The following is a 20707-nucleotide window of genomic DNA, read 5'->3' as shown; positions in this document are numbered from 1 at the left end:
GGAACCGGACTCAACGCTTCACCTCCCCGCCGCCGTCGCCTTCCTGCTCCTTCTGCGTCAACTGGGCACGCTGCTCCTCCAGTTCGTGCTGGTGCTCCAGGGCGTCGAGACGGTCGGCCTCCAGCATCTCGTGCACGCAGTTCATCAGCGTCTCCATGTCGACGACGCCCGTGTACTCGCCGCGCCGCCCGGTCACGGCGACCCGGCCCGCGTTGTCGGTGAGCACCGCCTCCAGGGCGTCGCGGAGCGTGGCGTCCCGGGTCACCGTGTCGTGCACGAGGGTGCCGGCGCGGGCCAGGGAGCCCCGGGCGCGCATCAGGTCGCCGCGCCTGAGCCACTTGTAGGGGCGGCCGCGCTTGTCGAGCAGGAGCAGTTCGTTGGTGCCGCTCGCGCGCAGCTTGTCGAAGATGAGCTGGAGCGGGTCGTCGACCGTCACCGTCGGCACGTCGGCCATCTCCACGTCCCGCACGCGCGTCAGGTTCAGCCGCTTCAGGGCCGCGCCCGCGCCGACGAAGCCCGACACGAAGTCGTCGGCCGGGTTGGTGAGGATCGCCTCGGGGGTGTCGAACTGCGCGATGTGCGAGCGCTCGCGGAGCACGGCGATGCGGTCGCCCAGCTTGATGGCCTCGTCGAAGTCGTGCGTGACGAAGACGATCGTCTTGTGCAGCTCGTGCTGGAGCCGGATCAGCTCGTCCTGGAGGTGGTCGCGGGTGATCGGGTCGACCGCGCCGAACGGCTCGTCCATGAGGAGCACGGGCGGATCGGCCGCGAGCGCCCGCGCCACGCCCACGCGCTGCTGCTGGCCGCCGGAGAGCTGGCGCGGATAGCGGCCGTGGAACTCGGCCGGGTCGAGCCCGACCAGGTCCAGCATCTCCTCCACCCGCTCCTTGATCCTGGCCTTGCCCCAGCCCACCATCTTCGGGACGAGCGCGATGTTCTGAGCGACCGTCATGTGCGGGAAGAGGCCGGAGGACTGGATGGCGTAGCCGACCTTGCGGCGCAGCTTCACCGGGTCGATGTCGGTGACGTCCTCGCCGTTGATGCGGATGCGGCCACTGGTCGGCTCGATCAGGCGGTTGATCATCTTCAGCGTGGTCGACTTGCCGCAGCCCGAGGGGCCGACGAAGATCACGATCTCGCCCGCCTTGATCTCCATGTTCACGCTGTCCACGGCCGGTTCGGAGCTGCCGGGGTAGCGCTTGGTGAGGCTCTCGAGCTCGATCGTCGCCCCGGTGGTGGCGGACGCCCCGGCCGCGGCGGGGGCGGGCGAGGTGGCGGTGGAGCCCGCCTGGTCGGCGGTGGAGCCCGCCGCGCCGGGCGCGGGCGACGGCGCGGGCCTCTCCGGAGTCTCAGACACGGATCCCCCTAGGAATCGTCAGACGGCCGATCAGGACGTACGCGGCGTCGAAGAGCAGCGCCAGGACGATGATCCCGAGCGTGCCCGCGAGCACTTGGTTGAGCGCGTTCTTGCTGCCGAGCGAGGCGATGCCGCGGAAGATCTCGTTGCCGAGCCCGGGCCCGGAGGCGTAGGCGGCGATCGCGGCGATGCCCATCAGCATCTGGGTGGAGACCCGGATGCCGGTCAGGATCGGCGGCCACGCCAGCGGCAGCTCGATGCGCACGAGCCGGTGCAGGCGGGACATCCCGATGCCCTTCGCGGCGTCCACCAGGGTGGGGTCGACGCCGCGCAGGCCCACGATGGAGTTGCGCACGATCGGAAGGAGGCCGTACAGCGTCAGGGCCGTCACCGTCGGCGCGACGCCGAGGCCCACGACCGGGATCAGCAGACCGATCATGGCGAGCGACGGGATGGTCAGGATCGTGGAGGTCGCGGTCGTGGCGAGGTTGCCCGCCCACTCGCTGCGGTAGGTCACCACACCGATCAGCACGCCGATGACCGTGGCCACCACCATGCACTGGAAGACCGCGCTGGCGTGCTGGTACGCGTCCATCAGCAACTGCTGGTGACGGTTGCCGAGGTAGTCCCAGAAGTTCACCGTGCCGCTCACCTCGCGGGGTGCGCCAGACGGCGCGGGGAGTCTCCCCGCGCCCGCGTGCGTCGTACGGGTGGATCGCCCTAGTCCCTACCCACCCTCACGTCGCCCGTGCCGTCAGCCGCCGGACGCCTGCTCCACCAGCGGGATGATCCGCAGCGGAACGGGGTTCTCCATGACGATCGCCGTGGAGGCCCGGACGATGCCATCAAAACCCACCACCCGGTCGATCACACGTTGGAGATCCGCGTTGGAGCGGGCCACCAGACGGCACAGCATGTCGCCGTGCCCGGTGATGGTGTGCAGTTCGAGGACCTCCGCCACGCCCGCCAAGTGGGCCCGCACGTCGGCGCCCTGGCCCTGTTTGATCTCCAGGGTCGCGAACGCCGTGACCGGGTAGCCGAGCGCCGCCGGGTCCACCTCCGGGCCGAAGCCGCGGATGACTCCGTTCGACTGAAGCCGGTCCATGCGGGCCTGCACCGTGCCGCGCGCGACGCCGAGCCTGCGGGACGCCTCCAGGACGCCGATCCGCGGCTCGCGCGCGAGCAGCACGATGAGCCTGCCGTCCAGATGATCGATCGCCATGCCGCCTCCGAAGTGGTCATGATGTACAGAACGCCCGGCATCCCTGGGCGCTCGTTGCGCACATTGCCCAGCGAATACGCGAACTATTGCGCATCTTGCGGTTCGGCGGGAGCCTCGAAGTATGACTCAGACCACACACACCACGCCCGAAACCGCGCGCGAGGCCGACCCCTTCCCGGTCAAGGGAATGGACGCGGTCGTCTTCGCCGTGGGCAACGCCAAGCAGGCCGCTCACTACTACTCCACGGCGTTCGGCATGAAGCTCGTGGCCTACTCCGGACCGGAGAACGGCAGCCGCGAGACCGCCAGTTACGTCCTGGAGAACGGCGCCGCGCGGTTCGTCTTCACCTCCGTCATCAAGCCCTCCACCGAGCGGGGCACCTTCCTCGCCGAGCACGTGGCCGCGCACGGCGACGGCGTCGTCGACCTCGCCATCGAGGTGCCGGACGCGCGCGCCGCGTACGCGTACGCCGTCGAGCACGGCGCGCGCGGCATCGACGAGCCGTACGAGGTCAAGGACGAGAACGGCACGGTGGTCCTCGCGGCCATCGCGACGTACGGCAAGACCCGCCACACCCTGGTCGAGCGCAAGGGCTACGACGGCCCGTACCTGCCCGGCTTCGTGGCCGCGTCGCCCATCGTCGAGCCGCCCGCCAAGCGGACCTTCCAGGCCATCGACCACTGTGTGGGCAACGTCGAGCTCGGCAAGATGAACGAGTGGGTCGGCTTCTACAACAAGGTCATGGGCTTCACGAACATGAAGGAGTTCGTGGGCGACGACATCGCGACCGAGTACTCGGCGCTGATGTCGAAGGTGGTGGCCGACGGGACCCTGAAGGTGAAGTTCCCGATCAACGAGCCCGCCATCGCCAAGAAGAAGTCCCAGATCGACGAGTACCTGGAGTTCTACGGCGGCGCGGGCGTCCAGCACATCGCGCTCGCCACGAACGACATCGTCGCCACGGTGCGCACCATGCGCGCGGCGGGTGTGCAGTTCCTCGACACCCCCGACTCCTACTACGACACCCTGGGCGAGTGGGCCGGTGAGACCCGGGTGCCCGTGGAGACGCTGCGCGAGCTGAAGATCCTCGTCGACCGCGACGAGGACGGCTATCTACTGCAGATCTTCACCAAGCCGGTCCAGGACCGGCCGACGGTCTTCTTCGAGATGATCGAGCGGCACGGCTCGATGGGCTTCGGCAAGGGCAACTTCAAGGCGCTGTTCGAAGCGATCGAGCGCGAGCAGGAGAAGCGCGGCAACCTCTAGCCGAGGCCCGCGCGCCCTGTGCCCACCTGCCCCGCGGGGCAGGTGGGCGCGGCCTTGGGCGCCGCGTGCGTCACCGTGACGCCGGGGCCTTGCGGGGCGTGGGGAGCTTCGGGACCGGGGCCCCCGGCGGGGCGTAGAGCTCGGCGGGGCCGCCCTCGGGCGGCTCGCCCAGGGCCTGGAGGGCGTCGCGCGCCGCCGCGGACCCCAGCGGGGAGAAGTACGGGTTCACCCGCAGCGCCTCCGTGAGGTGCCGCCGCGCGGCCCCGTACCGCCCGAGCTCCCGCTCGATCTCCCCCCGGTGATAGGCGAACACCGCACTGCGCGGCCCCTTCTTCATCGCCCGCTCCGCCAGCTTCAGGCCGGCCTCCGGGTCCCCGGCCCGGTGCAGCGCCCACCCCAGCGCGTCCGCGTTCTCCGGACTCCCGTGCCGCGCGAACTCCGCCCGCAGCCGCCGCACCGCGGCCCCGGCGTCGCCGTGGTCCGCCTCGAAGAGCCCGAGCACCCGCTCGTCGTTCACCCCGCCGCGCCCGGCGTCCCGGACCCGCGCCCGCACCAGGTCGTACTGCGCCCGCGCGGCGGGCATCAGCTTCAAGGACTCGTACAACTCGCCCAGCTCCAGGGCGTACCGCGGCTCGGGCCACTCGGCGAGCGCCCCCCGATACGCCTGTAGCGCCTCCGAGGCGCGCCCGAGCGCGGCGAGGGCCCGCCCCTTCGCCGCGAGCGCGGCGGGCTGCCCCGGGCCGGCCGCGAGCGCCGCCTCGGCGTAGCGCAGCGCCTGCGCGGGCTCGCCCCGCTCCCAGGACAGCTCCCCGACCCGGTGGAGCGCCGCGGCCCGCTCGGCGGGGGACTCGGCGAGCGCCGCCGCGTCGGCCAGCGCGGCCGCCGCGTCCTCGCGCCAGCCCCGGTCGCGGTAGACCGTCCCGGCGACCGCCCTGACGGCGGCCCCGGACCTCAGCTTCTGGAGCGTCTCCAGGGAGCGGGCCACGCCCTTGGCGTCACCGAGGCCCCGGTAGGCGTCGATGAGCACCGGATACGTCATCCACCGCTTCGGCGCGAGCCGCGCCGCCCGCTCGCCCCACGTCCGCGCCGCCCGGTAGTCGTGCCGCGCGCCGGCGAGCGCCGCGAGCCCGGCGAGGGCATCCACGTTCGCCTCGGGCCGCGCCCGCAGGGAGGCGCGCAGCGCGTGCTCGGCCTTCGGGTAGGACATGAAGTCCCCCGTGCGCGCGCCCTGTTCGACGTACGCCGAGCCCAGGACCGCCCACGACTGGTCGTCGCCGGGGTGCGCCCGCAGATGGGCCTCCCGCTCGCCGATGAGCGCGGCCAGATCGGGCAGCGCGGCCGGGACCCCGGTGCCCGCGGCGGCCAGGGCGCGCCCGGCGGGCCCGGGCGCGGGCGGCGCGGCCCGCTCGCCCGAGCCGGGCACCAGCACGCACACGAGCACGCCGCCGAGCACGGCGGCGCCCGCCACGGACCCCACGAGGGCCCGCCGCAGACCGCGTCGGCGCGGCCGCCGCTCCCCGGCGAGCCCGTCGAGCAGCCGGGCCACGGACCCGGCGGGGCCGAGTGCCGGGGCCCGGTCCTCGGCGGGGCCCGCGGCCTGCTCCCCGGCCGCGCCGGGCTTCTCGGTCTCCATGGCGCTCACTGTGCGTCAATACGAAGATCGCGTCGCGGCACGCGAAGGGCGTCGCACACGGGTTCACACCGATGGCCCCGGGTGCGAGGCTGTGATCATGAGCAGCGCCCTCATCGAAGCCCTCCGGGCGGGCCTCCCCGCCGACGCGGTCCTCACCGACCCGGACGTCACGTCCTCGTACGCGCACGACATGGCGAGCTTCTGCGCGGCGGGCAGCCCGGCCGCCGTCGTCCTGCCCCGCACCGTCGAGCAGGTCCAGCACGTCATGCGCACGGCCACCGAGCTGCGCGTGCCCGTCGTGCCGCAGGGCGCCCGCACGGGCCTGTCGGGCGGGGCCAACGCCAGCGACGGCTGCGTCGTGCTCTCGCTCGTGAAGATGGACCGCATCCTGGAGATCAACCCCGTGGACCGCGTGGCCGTCGTCGAGCCGGGCGTCGTCAACGCCGCCCTCTCGCGCGCGGTCGCCGCCCACGGCCTCGCCTACCCGCCCGACCCCTCCAGCTGGGAGACGTGCACCATCGGCGGGAACATCGGCACCGCGTCGGGCGGCCTGTGCTGCGTGAAGTACGGCGTGACGGCCGAGTACGTCCTCGGCCTCGACGTCGTCCTCGCCGACGGGCGCCTGCTGCGCACCGGCCGCCGCACCGCCAAGGGCGTCGCCGGATACGACCTGACCCGCCTGTTCGTCGGCTCCGAGGGCAGCCTCGGCATCGTCGTCCGGGCGATCCTCGCGCTCAAGCCGCAGCCGCCCCGGCAGCTCGTCCTCGCGGCCGAGTTCGGCTCGGCGGCCGCGGCCTGCGACGCCGTGTGCCGGATCATGGAGGGCGGTCATGTGCCGTCCCTCCTCGAACTGATGGACCGCACGACGATCCGGGCCGTCAACTCCCTCGCCCACATGGGCCTGCCGGAGACCACCGAGGCCCTGCTCCTGGCCGCCTTCGACACCCCGGACCCGGCCGCGGACCTCGCCGCCGTCGGCGCCCTGTGCGAGGCGGCGGGCGCCACCCAGGTCGTCCCGGCGGAGGACGCGGCCGAGTCCGAACTCCTGCTCCAGGCGCGCCGTCTGTCGCTCACCGCCCTCGAAGCGGTCAAGGGCACCACGATGATCGACGACGTGTGCGTGCCGCGCTCCCGGCTCGCCGAGATGCTCGACGGCGTCGAGCGCGTCGCGGACAAGTACGCCCTGACCATCGGCGTGTGCGCGCACGCGGGCGACGGCAACACGCACCCCACCGTCTGCTTCGACGCCGCCGACCCCGACGAGTCCCGGCGCGCCCGCGAGTCCTTCGACGAGATCATGGCCCTCGGCCTCGAACTCGGCGGCACCATCACCGGTGAGCACGGCGTCGGCGTCCTCAAGAAGGAGTGGCTGGCGCGCGAACTGGGACCCGTCGGCGTCGAGATGCAGCGCGCCGTCAAGGCCGCCTTCGACCCGCACCACCTCCTCAATCCGGGCAAGCTCTTCTGAGCGCCCTCGCTCTCACCCGCCCCCGCGGCGGGCTCCCCCGTGACGCTCGCGCTCACTCACCGTCCTTGGACTCGTCAGAGGGCCACGGGTCCCGCAGCCACAGCTCGTCGGCGCGGCCGGGGGTGGGGGCGAGCAGCTCGGCGAGGCCGTCGTCGATGCCGAGCCGCTCGGCCTCAGAGCCCGGAGGGACCACCCGCAGGGTGCGCTCCAGCCAGGCCGACACGGCGGGCGCCGGGGCCTCCAGGAGCGCGTCCCCGTCGGGGGAGCTCAGCGCCATCAGGACCACGGACTTGCCCTCGACCTTCGTCGGCCACACCCGCACGTCGCCGTGGCCGCACGGCCGGAACACCCCCTCCACGAGCAGCTCCCGGGCGAACGTCCAGTTCACGGGGTTCTCGGAGCCGATGTGAAAGGCGATGTGGACGGCGTACGGATCGTCGGTGCGGTAGCTGAGCCGGGCCGGCACGGGGATCGAGCGCTCCGGCGAGAGGACCAGTTTCAGCTCCAGCTCGCGTTCCACCACGGTGTGCATATCGTTCGCGCTTCCTTTCTCTGTTCTCTGTTCCGTACGGACCCGGAACAGGCCCGCAGAGAGTCAGAGCGCGAGGAGCGCCGGGCATTACGCGACTTCGGGAAAGTTTTTCGGAGAACTTTCGAAGGGGTTCGTACGGGCCCCGTCCACGCCCCCGTACGAGCCCTCCGTGCGAGGCCGGGGAGGAACCGTGCACGGAAGGGGGCGGTGCGGCGGGAGCCACCCGGCGGGGCGCGCCGGTCTGATAGATGTGGAGCCGCACACGACCCCCGAGCAGATACGGGACGACGGACATGAGCGCCCCAACCCCGGCCCCCGGCGACGACAGGCCCCGCGAGGGCTACTACCCCGATCCGTCCATCCCCGGCTACGTCCGGTACTGGAACGGCGCCGCCTGGGTGCCCGGTACGAGCCGCCCGGCGCCGTCCGACGGTGAGCCCCTGCCCGCCCCGCCGCGCTCGGCGGCGGCCGCGGTGCCCGCGCCCGCGCCGCCGGTCGAGGAGACGGGGCCCGTCTTCTTCGACGAGGAGCCGGAGGGCGTCGCCCAGTCCGAGGAGCCGGGGCCCGACGCCGACCAGGAGCCCGCGTCCGCCTGGGGCGCGGACGCCGCCCGGCAGAGCGGGCTGGGCGGCGAGCAGGACCAGCGGGTGTCGTGGGGCGCGCCCGGACAGCCGGACCCCAGGCTGTCGGCCGAGCCCGCGGCCCGCCCCGACGCGGCCGCGCCGGGCGCCGCCCAGGGCACCGCGAGCCGCGTGCCCGCGCAAGGACGCCCCGAGGACGCGGCCCAGGCCCCCGGCGTCAAGGCGGGCCCTCCGCAGCCCCCCTCCGGCGAGGGAACGGTCACCTTCCGCCGCCCCACCGGACCGGTGAAGCCCGGCGGCCCCGCCACGCCCGCCGCGTCCGGCGGCGCCGAGGGCACGATGGCGATCAGGGCGCTGCGCCCCAAGCCGGCACCGGGGTCCGCGGCGGCTCCCGTGCCGTCCGCGCCCGCCGGGCCCGCGGTACCGTCCACGCCCGCCGCGCCTTCCGTGCCGCAGCAGACCGGTGTCCCCGGCAGCGGGGGAGTCGTGACCCCCGGGCCCGGTGGCGGCGCCGCCTCCTGGGCGCAACAGGTGCACCAGCTCGCCCAGCCGCCCGCCGCCCCGCAGGGCGAGGGGCCCGTGGTGCCGTGGAAGCCGGTGGCCACGGACCCGTTCGCGGCGGTGGCCCGGGCCCAGGCCGAGGCGCGGCCCGCCCCGCTCGGCAAGCGGCTCGTGGCGCGGCTCGTCGACACCGTCGTCCTCGCCGCGGTCACCGCGGGGGCCGCGCTGCCGCTCGGCACGCGGGCCGCGGACCACATCGACAGCAAGATCGACGCGGCGAAGCTGTCCGGCGAGAAGGTCACGGTCTGGCTGCTCGACGGCACCACCGCGGGCTACCTCGGCATCCTCCTCGGCGTGCTGCTGCTCTTCGGCGTCCTGTACGAGGCGCTGCCGACGGCCAAGTGGGGGCGGACGCTCGGCAAGAAGCTGTGCGGGATCCAGGTGCGGGGCATCGAGGGGCACGGGACGCCGTCGTTCGGCGCGGCCCTGCGGCGCTGGCTCGTGTACGCCGTGCCCGGGGTCCTGGTGGTGGGGGTGCTCGGCGTGCTGTGGTGCCTGTTCGACCGGCCGTGGCGCCAGTGCTGGCACGACAAGGCCGCGAAGACGTTCGTCGCCTCCTGACAGCGCCCCGCAGGGGCGCGGGGAACCGCGCGCTCAGCCACGATGTATCCGCAGTCGACCGAAGGCCCGTCGTGGCGGAACGGGAAGAGGTAACCCGGACAGCCGCTCAGCGCATGCAGGTGCCTCCACTTCGCGGTGCACTCACCCCATGAGCACCGAACCGCCGCCCTACCCCACCGGACCGGACCCCGACGACAACGACCCCTTCAAGAAGCAGCCGCCCCCGCCGGGCACCGGCGGATCCCCGTACGACACCCCACCGCCGGGCGGCGGCGCCCCGCCCCCGCCCTACGGGGGCGACCCCTACGGCGCCCCCGACCCCCTCGGGGGGATGCCCCCGCTGGCGGACAGCGGCAAGCGCGTCCTCGCCCGCATCATCGACATGATCCTCGTCGGCATCGTCGTCTGGGCGCTCACGTGGCTGTTCGGCACGCACGAGTACGACCTGGACCCCGACAAGGTGGACGCGGGCAAGTCGTTCGGCCAGTCGCTCCTGGCCGCCGTGCTGTACATCGCCTACGACAGCTACTTCATCTCCAAGTCCGGCCAGACGCTGGGCAAGAAGTGGCTGAATCTGCGGGTGGCGAACCTCAACGACGGGGCCACGCCCACCCTCCAGTCGGCGCTCGCCCGCGCCGCGGTCCTGTGGATCCCGTTCGCGTTCTGCTGCGCGTGCGTCTGGACGGCGATCTGCGGTGGCTGGAGCTTCTTCGACAAGCCGTACAAACAGGGCCTGCACGACAAGGCGGCCAAGACCGTGGTGGTCAGCACGGGCTGACCCGCGCGGCGGACGGCGGCCGCGGGGCAGGTGGCAGCGGCGCCCGCGCGATACGGGGCGCTCGTCGACCGGCGGGTTCGTGGAGGTGGTTCACGAGCCCGCCGGTTCTGTATGCGTATGTCCGTACGGAACCGTCAAGGACCGGCGGGTTCCCGTACGGAGGCGGAGGCGGCGGCCGCGCTGGCCCGCGAGGGCTCCCGCGTCGGCACGGGCGCGATGACCGTGCGCTGGGCGGGGACCTGGTGCTCCGCGGGGGCGGCGGTGCTCTTGCCGCGCCCCTGCTTGGGCAGCGGAACCGTTAAGGCGACGAGCAGCCCGAGCCCGAGCGCGGCAAGGGTTATGACGGCGATTCCTGGGGGTGAGGTCGCCTGCGACAGGAGCAGCATGGCGAGGGTGGAACAGATGACGGTCGCGGAACCATACGAGAGCTGTGCGACGGTCGGACGAGGCATGGGGCGAGACATGGCGTGATCCGTCCTCGGGACAGCGGATGCGGGGGTGATCCTGGGGCTATGGGGGTTGTGGGTGGGGCATAGCGGAACGTATACGAATCGAAGGGGGCTTTTTGGCGTCGGCTTGGATGCCTTGCCGAGCACCCGCGCCTGCCGTTGATTTGGCGCCGTTCTCCAGGGTCTGGCTCTATTTGCCTGCATGCCCGACGTGACCGCACGGTAAGCGTGACCTTACCCACGGCGCCGGTGCACGGGGGGCGCATAGATTCATGCATTCCATCAACTGGACGGTCGCACGCGCCGGTTGACGATGCAATATGCCGCTCGGTCGTGCCGCCGCCACACACCGCGCGCGTCCGGATAGTGGACAAGTGCGTCTGCATAGAGCATTTGGCCTGTTCAAGTCAAGGTCTGTCTTTTCTCTTCACCCTCCGGTCGAATGTCGTCACTTATGACGCGCTTACCGCGCGCGGACCTCCTTGACCGGGACACCTCCGGATCCGCGGCGGGAGCGGGGGAGGAAACCATCAAGTGAGAGTCAAGAGACGGACGTTCCGCGCCGCGGCCGCCACGGTCGCGGTGGCCGCGGCCACCGCGACGTTCTCGGCGTACGGGGTGGCGGTCGCCGACGACGGCGCGAAGGCGCCCTCGGCCAAGGACGGACAGGCCGTTGACCGCCGCGATCCGGCGGACGCCAAGACGGGTGTCGACCACGACCTGGACGGGCCCTTCAGCAAGCAGCAGGCCCAGCAGCGCAAGGCGGCCCTCGAACAGGTCGTGTCGGGCGAGGCCGAGGTCACCAAGCGCGGCGGCTCCAACGTCGTCAAGCTCGACGACAAGAAGTACGTCGAGCTGGGCCGCGAGAAGACCGACAAGATCTTCACGATCCTGGTGGAGTTCGGGGACAAGGTGGACGACACCACCCTGTACGACCCCGACGGCCCCGACGGCCCGCAGCAGCCCGTCAAGAAGTACGGCGGCACGCCCGGTCCGCAGCACAACAAGATAGCCAAGCCGGACCGTGCGAAGGACAACAGCACGGCCTGGCAGGCCGATTACAACCGCGAGCACTTCAAGGACCTGTACTTCGGCAAGGGCAAGGACAGCAAGGGCAAGACCAAGCACTCGCTGAAGACGTACTACGAGAAGACCTCCTCCGGGCGCTACTCGGTCGACGGCACGGTCTCCGACTGGGTCAAGGTCGACTACAACGAGGCCCGTTACGGCTCGAACTACTGCGGCGACAACAACTGCGCCAACGTCTGGGACGCGGTGCGCGACGGCGTCACGGCCTGGGAGAAGGACCAGAAGGCCAAGGGCCGTACGGACGCGCAGATCAAGGCGGACCTCGCGAAGTACGACAAGTGGGACCGCTACGACTTCGACAACGACGGCAACTTCAACGAGCCCGACGGCTACATCGACCACTTCCAGATCGTCCACGCCGGTGAGGACGAGTCCGCGGGCGGCGGCGCCGAGGGCCCCAACGCCCTGTGGGCGCACCGCTGGTACGCCTACGGCGACGACGCGGGCAAGACGGGTCCCGGGAACAACAAGGCGGGCGGCACCCAGATCGGCAAGTCCGGCATCTGGGTCGGCGACTACACGATGCAGCCGGAGAACGGCGGCCTCGGCGTCTTCGCCCACGAGTACGGCCACGACCTCGGCCTGCCGGACCTGTACGACACCACGGGCCCCGGCGCCGCCGGTGAGAACTCCGTCGGCTTCTGGTCGCTGATGTCGGCCGGCTCCTGGCTCGGCACCGCCAAGAACGCGATCGGCGACCTGCCCGGCGACATGACCTCCTGGGACAAGTTCCAGCTGGGCTGGCTCAACTACGCCAAGGCGAAGGCCGCGACGAAGTCCACGCACAAGCTGGGCGTGTCCGAGTACAACACCCGCAACAAGCAGGCGCTGCTCGTCACGCTGCCGAAGAAGTCGGTCACCACGACGGTCGTGAAGCCCACCGAGGGCGCCAACCAGTGGTGGAGCGGCCAGGACGACGACCTCAGGAACACCCTGACCCGGTCCGTCGACCTCACCGGCAAGTCCAAGGCCGAGCTGTCCCTCGACGGCTGGTGGGACATCGAGCGGAACTACGACTACCTCTACACCGAGGTCTCGACGGACGGCGGCGCCAGCTTCACGCCCGTCGACGGCACCGCCGACGGCAAGCAGATCACCCGTGACGGCGGCGACAAGCCCGCGCTCACCGGCTCGTCGACGAAGTACCAGAAGCTCGTCTACCCGCTCGACGCCTACGCGGGCAAGAAGATCGACGTCCGCTTCCGCTACGCCACGGACGGCGGCAACGCGCTCAAGGGCTTCACCGCCGACCAGATCACGCTGACCGCGGACGGCGCCAAGCTGTTCACCGACGGCGCGGAGAACGGCGACAACGGCTGGAAGGTGAAGGGCTTCTCGCGCATCGGCGAGTCCTTCACGAAGAAGTACGAGCAGTACTACTTCGCCGAGAACCGCCAGTACGTGTCCTACGACAAGACCCTCAAGGAGGGTCCGTACAACTTCGGCTTCTCCACGACGCGTCCGGACTGGGTGGAGCACTACCCGTACCAGACCGGCCTGTTGGTCTGGCAGTGGGACACCTCCCAGAAGGACAACAACGTCAGCAAGCACCACGGCCAGGGCCTGATCCTGCCGGTGGACGCGCACGCCAAGCCGCTGAAGTGGAAGGACGGCACGCTCCTGCGGAACAAGATCCAGCCGTACGACGCGCCGTTCTCGAAGTACCGCACCGACGCCTTCACGCTCCACAACGCGGACGTCGCGCTCAAGCTGAAGTCGCGCGCCGGGGTCTCGGCCTTCGACGACCACAAGGGCACCTACTGGTACCCGGAGAACCCCACGGGCAGCGTCAAGGTCACTGACACCAACACCAAGATCAAGATCGTGAAGCAGCCGAAGGACGGCTCCTCGATCACGGTCCAGGTGGGCCCCTCCGTGCGGTGATTTCGCATTCCCCCAGGTCAGAGGCGTATTTCTGACGGAACGGCCGTCGCCCCCTAGCGGGCGGCGGCCGTTCGTGTTTAGGTGCGTGCTGTGGATTCCTTATTGACGCGACGTCTCACGGGGGTGTGACACGGCATGGCCGCAGGAGGCTTCTGCAAGCTGCCGAACGGCAGCGTGGTGGTGGCGCTGACCCTGCCGAGCCCCGGCCCTTCGGCGGGGGCGCGGGTACGGGTCCTGGTGCACTCCGTGAACCGGGCGAGGGCCCTGACCCGGCTACGGAACCTCGGGCTCCGGTCGGTGTACCTCCGCGGCAACGCGGAGCCGCCCACTCCCGACGAGGTCACGGCGGTCCTCCACCACCCCGACGGCCTCATATGGCGCACGGCCCCCGTGCAGGGCGCGCAGGAACTGTGGCACCCGATCAGGGCCCTGATGAGGCGGGCGGCGGCTTGACCCTCAAACGCCGGACGGGCTGGATCTGTCGCCGGTCGCGGCAGATCCTTCAGCCTCTCCGGCGTTTGAGGAGCGGGGGTCTGGGGGCGGAGCCCCCAGGAAGCGGGAAGGGGCGGGTCTGGGGCGCTACCCGCGAGGGCTACACCACCGGCTTGCCCGTCAGTTCGACGCCCGCGGCGCGGAGCTCCTCCAGGGCCCGCTCCGTCGTGGCCTCGGCCACGCCCGCCGTGAGGTCGAGCAGGACATGGGTCCGGAACCCCTCCCGCACGGCGTCGAGCGCGGTGGCCCGCACGCAGTGGTCCGTGGCGATCCCCACCACGTCCACCTCCCGCACCTGCCGCTCCCGCAGCCACCGCGCCAGCGGCACCCCGTTCTCGTCGGCCCCCTCGAAGCCGGAGTACGCCGCCGAGTGCTCCCCCTTGGAGAAGACGGTGTCGACGGCCCCGGAGGCCACGGCGGGCGCGAAGTTCGGGTGGAAGCCGACGCCCTCGGTCCCGGCCACGCAGTGCGGCGGCCAGGAGTCGACGTAGTCGGGCGTGGCGGAGAAGTGGCCGCCGGGGGCGATGTGGTGGTCGCGGGTGGCCACGACGTGGCGGTAGCAGGCGGGCGTCTGGCCGATGAGGTCGGTGATGGCGGCGGCCACGTCCGCGCCGCCCGCCACCGCCAGGCTGCCCCCCTCGCAGAAGTCGTTCTGTACGTCTACGACGATCAGGGCGCGGCGCATGGCGGGTGTCCTTCGTTAGCTGGATGAATCGAGCGTAGAGACTTCACGTCCGATGCGGGAGGGGGCGGCGTTCACACGAACTCCGTGGGGATGACGGCCTCGCCCCGCGAGAGCTGGGTCGCCGAGAGCGGCAGCGAGGCCCGCGCCGCCGCGTGCCGGTCGCGGACGGTGTCCAGGGGCTCCCGGGCGAGCACCGCCCCGCCCTTGATCAGCTCGACGTGGAGCTGGTGGTCCGCCAGGTCCGCCGGGACCGGTCCGGTGCCGACGACCTCGGCCTCGGCGACCCCCTGGGCGTCGGGGCGGCGCGCGGCCCACTTGCGGCCGCCCAGGGACGACTTGGCGCCGAGCGACTTCTTCGCGACGGGTTCGAGGGGCGCCTTCGGGTCGGCGGAGCGGGCGCGGGCGACCAGCTTGTAGACCATGGAGCAGGTGGGGTGCCCGGAGCCGGTGACCAGCTGGGTGCCCACGCCGTACGCGTCCACGGGCGCGGCCGCCAGCGAGGCGATGGCGTACTCGTCCAGGTCGGAGGTGACGACGATCTTGGCCTGGGTGGCGCCGAGCTCGTCCAGCTGCTGCCGCACCCGGTGCGCGACCAGGAGGAGGTCGCCGGAGTCGATGCGGACGGCGCCGAGCTCCGGGCCCGCGATCTCGACGGCCATCCGGACGGCCTCGCCGACGTCGTAGGTGTCGACGAGCAGGGTCGTGCCGCGGCCGAGGGAGTCCACCTGGGCGCGGAAGGCGTCGCGCTCGCTGTCGTGGACCAGGGTGAAGGCGTGCGCGGAGGTGCCGACGGTCGGGATGCCGTAGCGGAAGCCCGCGGCGAGGTCGGAGGTGGTGGTGAAGCCGCCGACGTAGGCCGCCCGGGACGCGGCGACGGCCGCCAGCTCGTGGGTGCGGCGCGCGCCCATCTCGATCAGCGGCCGCCCGCCCGCGGCGGAGGCCATCCGGGACGCGGCCGCGGCGATGGCCGAGTCGTGGTTGAGGATCGACAGGATCACGGTCTCCAGGAGCACGCACTCCGCGAAGCTGCCCTCGACCCGCAGGATCGGTGAGCCGGGGAAGTACACCTCGCCCTCCGGGTAGCCCCACACGTCCCCGCTGAAGCGGTACGAGGCGAGCCACCGCAGGGTCGGCTCGTCCACGACGCCGCGTTCGCGCAGGAAGGAGAGGACGTCCGCGTCGAAGCGGAAGTTCTCCACGGCGTCCAGGACCCGGCCGGTCCCGGCGACCACTCCGTAGCGACGGCCCTCGGGCAGGCGGCGCGTGAACACCTCGAAGACCGAGCGGCGGTGCGCGGCGCCGGACTTGAGCGTGCCCTGCAACATCGTCAACTCGTAGTGATCCGTGAAGAGCGCCGTGGACGGGACGTCCACCGGCAGCCCCAGCTCATGCTCCCCAGAGTTCATACGACGAATGCTACCCCCATCTCGTCACTCTGACGATTTCAGGGGCCCGTTTGTGCGGTCGCCCCCTGCGGGTGGCAGCATGGGACAAGTGAGTAGCGCGGCTCCTGCAGAGATCACCCGCCCGGACGCGGACGAAGAGACCTTCGCGGTCCCCGAACCCGACGTTCCCTGGATCACCCTGGTGCACAACGACCCGGTGAATCTCATGAGCTACGTGACGTACGTCTTCCAGACGTACTTCGGGTACTCCAAGGACAAGGCGACCAAGCTCATGCTCGACGTCCACCACAAGGGCCGCGCCGTCGTCTCCGCGGGAACGCGCGAGGAGATGGAGCGCGACGTGCAGGCCATGCACGGGTACGGACTGTGGGCCACCCTGCAGCAGGACCGGAAGTAGCGACGCGACCGATGCCAGGACAATTCGAACCGATCCCGGGGGGCGGCGCGGCCGTCGCGCTCGACGAGGTCGAGATCTCCATCATCCGCTCCCTCGCCGTGCAGCTCCTGGAGCTGATCGGCCCCGGCGACGAGCCCGCGGGCGCCGACGACGACCTCTTCGCCGAGCTCTTCGCGCCCGGCCCGAGCGAGCCGCCCGCCGACCCGGTGCTCAAGCGGCTGCTCCCGGACGCGTACGGCGGCCCCGGCACCGAGGGCGCCTCCGAGGCGCAGGCCGCCGAACTGCGGTCGTACTCCGCGGAGTTCCGCCGCTTCACCGAGAACGACCTGCGGGCGCGCAAGCGGGACGACGCGCTCGCGGTGGTCCGCTGCCTGGACGCGCTGACCGTCGCGGGCGAGGGCGGCGCCGTCCTGAAGCTGTCCGTCGACGACTCGCGCCGCTGGCTCGGCGCGCTCAACGACCTGCGGCTCGCGATCGGCACCCGCCTGGAGGTGACCGACGAGGAGGACACCGACATCCTCTACCGCCTGCCGGACTCCGATCCGCGCAAGCCGATGGTGATGGCGTACCTGTGGCTGGGGGGACTCCAGGAGACCCTCGTCGACACGCTGACCGGGTGAGGCGGGACCCGGCCGGGCGTGAAGTTCTTCCGATGGCCGGTGTGAAGGTTTTCTGTCGGACGGGGTGACGGTTTCCCGGCCTCCGCGTGACGTCTTCTTGAAGATCGCGGACGTTCGCTCAACGGACGCTCAAATCCGGATAACGATCGGGTCACCATACCGTCCGCATATGCCGCTCAATGGGAGTTTTGTCCGCTTCTTCCTGTGGTGTGCGCCATAGCGGGCTCATTCGATCACTGTGACGGTCGTGATAAATGTTCACGACCGCTCGGTGACGCCACCCATGTCGCCGACGGCACGCCAGGGGCCGACTGACCGTCGGCGGCACTCCATCACCATTCGGGGGATCACGACCTGGTCCGCGGCGAAACCGCAGTTCGCGGCGCGGATCAGCATGGAGAAAGGCGTCACCATGACCTCAGTGCAGGTCGAAGAGCATCACGACGGCAATGGGGCCGCGGCGGGCGCGGACGCGTCCGGCGAGAACGAGGGCTATCAGCGCGGGCTCGGTGCCCGGCAGATCCAGATGATCGCGATCGGCGGTGCCATCGGCACCGGGCTGTTCCTCGGCGCGGGCAAGGCCATTCACAAGGCCGGGCCGAGCCTCATCCTCGCTTACGCCATCGCGGGCCTCGTCATCTTCTTCATCATGCGCGCGCTCGGCGAGCTCCTGATGTACCGGCCCGTGTCGGGTTCGTTCTCGGAGTACGCCCGCGAGTTCGTCGGCCCGTTCTTCGGATTCGTGACCGGTTGGACGTACTGGCTCTTCTGGGTCGTCACCGGCATCACCGAAGTCACGGCGGCAGCCCAGTACATGCAGTACTGGACCCATGACTCCATTCCGCAATGGGCCTACGCGCTGATCTTCACCGTCATCCTGTACGGCGCCAACCTGATCTCCGTGAAGCTCTTCGGCGAGCTGGAGTTCTGGTTCTCCATGGTCAAGGTCACCGCCATCATCGGCATGATCCTGATCTGTGCCGGCATCCTCACCATCGGCTTCTCCGACGCCGGGGACAGCGCGTCCGTCACGCACCTGTGGGACAACGGCGGCTTCTTCCCCAACGGCATCGGCAACACGCTGATGACCCTCCAGATCGTGATGTTCGCCTTCCTGGCCGTGGAGCTCGTCGGCGTCACCGCGGGTGAGTCCAAGGACCCGAAGAAGACCCTGCCCAAGGCGATCAACACCGTGCCGTGGCGCATCGCCGTCTTCTACGTCGGCGCCCTGATCATGATCCTCTCGGTCGTCCCGTGGACGTCCTTCCAGCCCGGTGTCTCCCCGTTCGTCGCGGCCTTCGAGAAGATGGGCCTCGGCATCGGCGCCGCGATCGTGAACTTCGTGGTCCTGACGGCCGCGCTCTCCTCCTGCAACTCGGGCATGTACTCCACCGGCCGCATGCTGCGCGACCTCGCGCTCAACGGCCAGGGCCCGAAGTTCTTCACCAAGCTCACCAAGAACGGCCTGCCGCTGGTCGGCACCACCGCGTCCGCCGCGCTGATGCTCGTCGGCGTGTGGATCAACTACCAGTGGCCGGGCGAGGCGTTCAACTACGTCGTCTCCTTCGCCACCATCTCCGGCATGTGGGCCTGGATCATGATCCTGGTCTCCCAGATCAACTACCGCCGTAAGGCCGACCGCGGCATCCTGCCGCAGTCCACCTTCCGCGCCCCGGGCGCCCCGTACACCAGCTGGTTCGCGCTCGCCTTCATCGGCATGGTCATCGTGATGATGGGCATCGACAAGGACGCCCGGATCTCGCTGTACTGCGCCCCGGTCTGGGCCGCCATCCTGTGCGTGTCCTACCTGGTGCTCAAGAGCCGCAACCCGGAGGCCGCGGCCTTCAAGAAGCGCCAGCACGCTGCCGCTGTGCCTGGGGCCAAGGACTGACCTCTGCGTCTCACGGAGCTGCGGGCCGTCTGTGGCTGGTCGCGCAGTTCCCCGCGCCCCTTCGGGGCGCTGCCCCACCGCAGCGGGCCTGCGTTCACGATTCGGGCCGTCGCGTATCACATACTGGTACGCGGCGGCCCTTTCGTACGTTCGTGCTGCTTATCCTGGCCCACATGCTGACCATCACCCAGGCCCTGTGGGACGAGATCGTCGCGCACGCGCGCAAGGACCACCCCGACGAGGCGTGCGGCGTCGTCGCCGGCCCGGCGGGCACGGACCGCCCCGAGCGGTTCGTCCCGATGCTGAACGCGGCCCGCTCGCCCACGTTCTACGAGTTCGACTCGGCGGACCTGCTCAAGCTGTACCGCGATCTTGACGACCGCGACGAGGAACCCGTCGTCATCTACCACTCGCACACCGCCACGGAGGCCTACCCCTCCCGCACGGACATCTCGTACGCGAACGAGCCCGGCGCCCACTACGTCCTGGTGTCCACCGCCGACGCCGACGACGCGGGACCCTTCCAGTTCCGCTCGTTCCGCATCGTGGACGGGGAGGTCACCGAGGAGGACGTCCAGGTCGTACAGGCATACTGAAGCCGACCTTCGAGGCGGCAGGACCCCAGGAAGCCGGTGTGAGTCCGGCGCGGTCCCGCCACTGTGACCGGCACGCGCGCGTGCCGGGAGTCAGGAACTGACCTGCCGCCTCCTCCCACTTGACGCAGGGGACGCGGAAATCCCCTGGAGGAGGACCGCACAGTCATGCGCATCCGCGTGCTGCTCGTCGCCGCGGCGACCCTGCTCCCGCTCACGGCCTGCTCGTCGTCCGGCGACTCCGGGTCCGACGCCCCGGCCGGGAAGTCCAAGGCCGCCGGATTCCCGTACACCGTCACCAACTGCGGTGTGCGGACGACGTACAAGGCGCCCCCCGAGCGCGCCGTGCCCATGAACCAGCACGCCACGGAGATCCTCCTCGAGCTGGGCCTCAAGGACAGCATCGCCGGGACCGCCTACCTCGACGACGAGGTGCTCCCGGCGTACGCGAAGGACTACAAGTCCCTGCCGGTGCTCGCCAAGGAGTACCCCTCGTACGAGAAGCTCCTCGCCGCGAACCCCGACTTCGTCTACGGCGGCTACTCCAGCGCCTTCGCCGCCGGTGAGGGCCGCTCCCGCGAGGCCCTCGCCAAGTCCGGGATCAACAGCCGCCTGAACATCGAGGGCTGCGCCAAGAAGCCGGTCACGATGGACGACGTCTACCGCGAGGTCCGCGAGACCGGCGCCACCTTCGGCGTCCGCGACCGGGCCGAGAAGTGGGTGCGCACCGCCGAGGCCGAGCTGGCCCGCGCCGCGAAGAAGGCCAAGGGCGGCAGGGCACCGTCGGTCTTCGTCTACGACAGCGGCGACAAGACCGCCTTCACGGCGGGCGGCAAGGGCATCGGCAACGACATCATCAAGCGCGCCGGCGGCCGCAACGTGATGGCCGACCTCGACAAGTCCTTCGGCGACGCCTCCTGGGAGACGGTGGTCGACCGCAGTCCCGACGTCGTCCTCATCTACGACTACGGCGCGACGACCGTGGCCCAGAAGAAGAAGCGCCTCCTCGACGACCCGGCACTCAAGGACGTCCCCGCCATCAAGAACAAGCGCTTCGCGGTCCTGCCCCTGTCGGACGTGGTCCTCGGCGTACGCGCACCAAAGGCGGTGGAGAAGCTGGCGGAGCAGCTGCGGTGACCCAGACCGAGAAGTCCGCCCCGGGCACTGTCCAGCCCGTCCGGCGCTTGAGGACGAGCGCGAAGCGCGACGCACGGGGGCCCGGGGGCGGAGCCCCCCGTTTC

Annotated in this window: 20 protein-coding genes and 1 riboswitch; of the genes, 11 read left to right on the top strand and 9 right to left on the bottom strand. The window is 71.0% G+C overall.

Annotated features, from left to right (window positions below; all coding sequences use genetic code 11):
• Positions 1–10 precede the first annotated feature (10 nt).
• The 3 genes from C9F11_RS16230 to C9F11_RS16220 form a co-directional block, all read right to left on the bottom strand.
• Complete coding sequence (locus C9F11_RS16230; protein WP_138966562.1) at positions 11–1222, bottom strand: betaine/proline/choline family ABC transporter ATP-binding protein; 1212 nt, start codon at positions 1220–1222, stop codon at positions 11–13.
• A 127-nt stretch (positions 1223–1349) separates the two neighbouring features.
• A complete protein-coding gene (locus tag C9F11_RS16225) occupies positions 1350–1997 on the bottom strand; it encodes an ABC transporter permease (protein ID WP_030680772.1) in 648 nt (215 codons plus the stop codon).
• 114 nt (positions 1998–2111) lie between these two features.
• Complete coding sequence (locus C9F11_RS16220) at positions 2112–2579, bottom strand: Lrp/AsnC family transcriptional regulator (RefSeq protein ID WP_138959968.1); 468 nt, start codon at positions 2577–2579, stop codon at positions 2112–2114.
• Positions 2580–2700: 121 nt separating this feature from the next.
• Here C9F11_RS16220 and hppD point away from each other — a divergent pair, with 121 nt between their 5' ends.
• Positions 2701–3846: a 4-hydroxyphenylpyruvate dioxygenase gene (gene hppD / locus C9F11_RS16215; RefSeq protein WP_138959967.1), complete on the top strand. Its 1146-nt coding sequence runs from the start codon at positions 2701–2703 to the stop codon at positions 3844–3846.
• Positions 3847–3916: 70 nt separating this feature from the next.
• Here the strand turns inward: hppD and C9F11_RS16210 are convergent, their stop codons facing one another.
• Complete coding sequence (locus C9F11_RS16210) at positions 3917–5479, bottom strand: tetratricopeptide repeat protein (protein WP_138959966.1); 1563 nt, start codon at positions 5477–5479, stop codon at positions 3917–3919.
• Positions 5480–5576: 97 nt separating this feature from the next.
• Here C9F11_RS16210 and C9F11_RS16205 point away from each other — a divergent pair, with 97 nt between their 5' ends.
• Positions 5577–6947, top strand: a complete 1371-nt coding sequence (locus C9F11_RS16205; RefSeq protein WP_138959965.1) for an FAD-linked oxidase C-terminal domain-containing protein — start codon at positions 5577–5579, stop codon at positions 6945–6947.
• Between the two features lie 52 nt (positions 6948–6999).
• Here the strand turns inward: C9F11_RS16205 and C9F11_RS16200 are convergent, their stop codons facing one another.
• A complete protein-coding gene (locus C9F11_RS16200) occupies positions 7000–7479 on the bottom strand; it encodes an SsgA family sporulation/cell division regulator (RefSeq protein WP_030680789.1) in 480 nt (159 codons plus the stop codon).
• A 293-nt stretch (positions 7480–7772) separates the two neighbouring features.
• Between C9F11_RS16200 and C9F11_RS16195 the strand changes: the two genes are divergently transcribed.
• Entirely contained in the window at positions 7773–9182 is a 1410-nt protein-coding gene (locus C9F11_RS16195; protein WP_138959964.1) for an RDD family protein, read from the top strand.
• 148 nt (positions 9183–9330) lie between these two features.
• Positions 9331–9960, top strand: coding sequence for an RDD family protein (locus C9F11_RS16190; protein ID WP_138959963.1), 630 nt, complete (start codon positions 9331–9333; stop codon positions 9958–9960).
• A gap of 134 nt (positions 9961–10094) precedes the next feature.
• Here the strand turns inward: C9F11_RS16190 and C9F11_RS16185 are convergent, their stop codons facing one another.
• Positions 10095–10412 carry a hypothetical protein gene (locus C9F11_RS16185; RefSeq protein ID WP_138959962.1) on the bottom strand — a complete coding sequence of 106 codons (318 nt, stop codon included), beginning with the start codon at positions 10410–10412 and terminating at the stop codon, positions 10095–10097.
• A 531-nt stretch (positions 10413–10943) separates the two neighbouring features.
• Here C9F11_RS16185 and C9F11_RS16180 point away from each other — a divergent pair.
• Both C9F11_RS16180 and C9F11_RS16175 read left to right on the top strand, forming a co-directional pair.
• Positions 10944–13382, top strand: a complete 2439-nt coding sequence (locus tag C9F11_RS16180; RefSeq protein WP_138959961.1) for an immune inhibitor A domain-containing protein — start codon at positions 10944–10946, stop codon at positions 13380–13382.
• Between the two features lie 135 nt (positions 13383–13517).
• Positions 13518–13835 carry a hypothetical protein gene (locus C9F11_RS16175; protein ID WP_138959960.1) on the top strand — a complete coding sequence of 106 codons (318 nt, stop codon included), beginning with the start codon at positions 13518–13520 and terminating at the stop codon, positions 13833–13835.
• A gap of 139 nt (positions 13836–13974) precedes the next feature.
• Here the strand turns inward: C9F11_RS16175 and C9F11_RS16170 are convergent, their stop codons facing one another.
• Positions 13975–14559, bottom strand: coding sequence for an isochorismatase family protein (locus C9F11_RS16170; protein ID WP_138959959.1), 585 nt, complete (start codon positions 14557–14559; stop codon positions 13975–13977).
• Between the two features lie 71 nt (positions 14560–14630).
• A complete protein-coding gene (locus C9F11_RS16165; RefSeq protein WP_138959958.1) occupies positions 14631–15965 on the bottom strand; it encodes a nicotinate phosphoribosyltransferase in 1335 nt (444 codons plus the stop codon).
• Positions 15966–16044: 79 nt separating this feature from the next.
• On the opposite strand from C9F11_RS16165, the gene clpS reads away from it, so the two are divergent.
• Complete coding sequence (clpS, locus tag C9F11_RS16160) at positions 16045–16362, top strand: ATP-dependent Clp protease adapter ClpS (protein WP_030680803.1); 318 nt, start codon at positions 16045–16047, stop codon at positions 16360–16362.
• A gap of 11 nt (positions 16363–16373) precedes the next feature.
• Entirely contained in the window at positions 16374–16982 is a 609-nt protein-coding gene (locus tag C9F11_RS16155; RefSeq protein WP_138959957.1) for a DUF2017 domain-containing protein, read from the top strand.
• Positions 16983–17240: 258 nt separating this feature from the next.
• Here C9F11_RS16155 and C9F11_RS47390 read toward each other — a convergent pair whose 3' ends face one another.
• Positions 17241–17396 carry a hypothetical protein gene (locus tag C9F11_RS47390; RefSeq protein WP_161624867.1) on the bottom strand — a complete coding sequence of 52 codons (156 nt, stop codon included), beginning with the start codon at positions 17394–17396 and terminating at the stop codon, positions 17241–17243.
• Between C9F11_RS47390 and C9F11_RS16150 the strand changes: the two genes are divergently transcribed.
• The 3 genes from C9F11_RS16150 (at position 17395) to C9F11_RS16140 (ending at position 20603) form a co-directional block, all read left to right on the top strand.
• The gene (locus C9F11_RS16150; protein WP_138959956.1) at positions 17395–18873 is read left to right on the top strand and encodes an amino acid permease; all 1479 of its coding nucleotides are present in this window, start codon (positions 17395–17397) and stop codon (positions 18871–18873) included. The two genes, C9F11_RS47390 and C9F11_RS16150, sit on opposite strands and share 2 nt — an antisense overlap.
• Positions 18874–19046: 173 nt before the next feature.
• On the top strand, positions 19047–19469 hold the full coding sequence (locus C9F11_RS16145) for a M67 family metallopeptidase (protein ID WP_138959955.1): 423 nt from the start codon (positions 19047–19049) through the stop codon (positions 19467–19469).
• Between the two features lie 26 nt (positions 19470–19495).
• A riboswitch (cobalamin riboswitch) is annotated at positions 19496–19569 on the top strand.
• Positions 19570–19634: 65 nt separating this feature from the next.
• The gene (locus tag C9F11_RS16140; RefSeq protein WP_138959954.1) at positions 19635–20603 is read left to right on the top strand and encodes an ABC transporter substrate-binding protein; all 969 of its coding nucleotides are present in this window, start codon (positions 19635–19637) and stop codon (positions 20601–20603) included.
• Positions 20604–20707 lie beyond the last annotated feature (104 nt).

Origin of the sequence: Streptomyces sp. YIM 121038 (assembly GCF_006088715.1) — a bacterium.
Classification (GTDB): Bacteria; Actinomycetota; Actinomycetes; order Streptomycetales; family Streptomycetaceae; genus Streptomyces.
The sequence above is the reverse complement of the archived record's forward strand: the minus strand, read 5'-3'. Positions and strand labels throughout refer to the sequence as shown.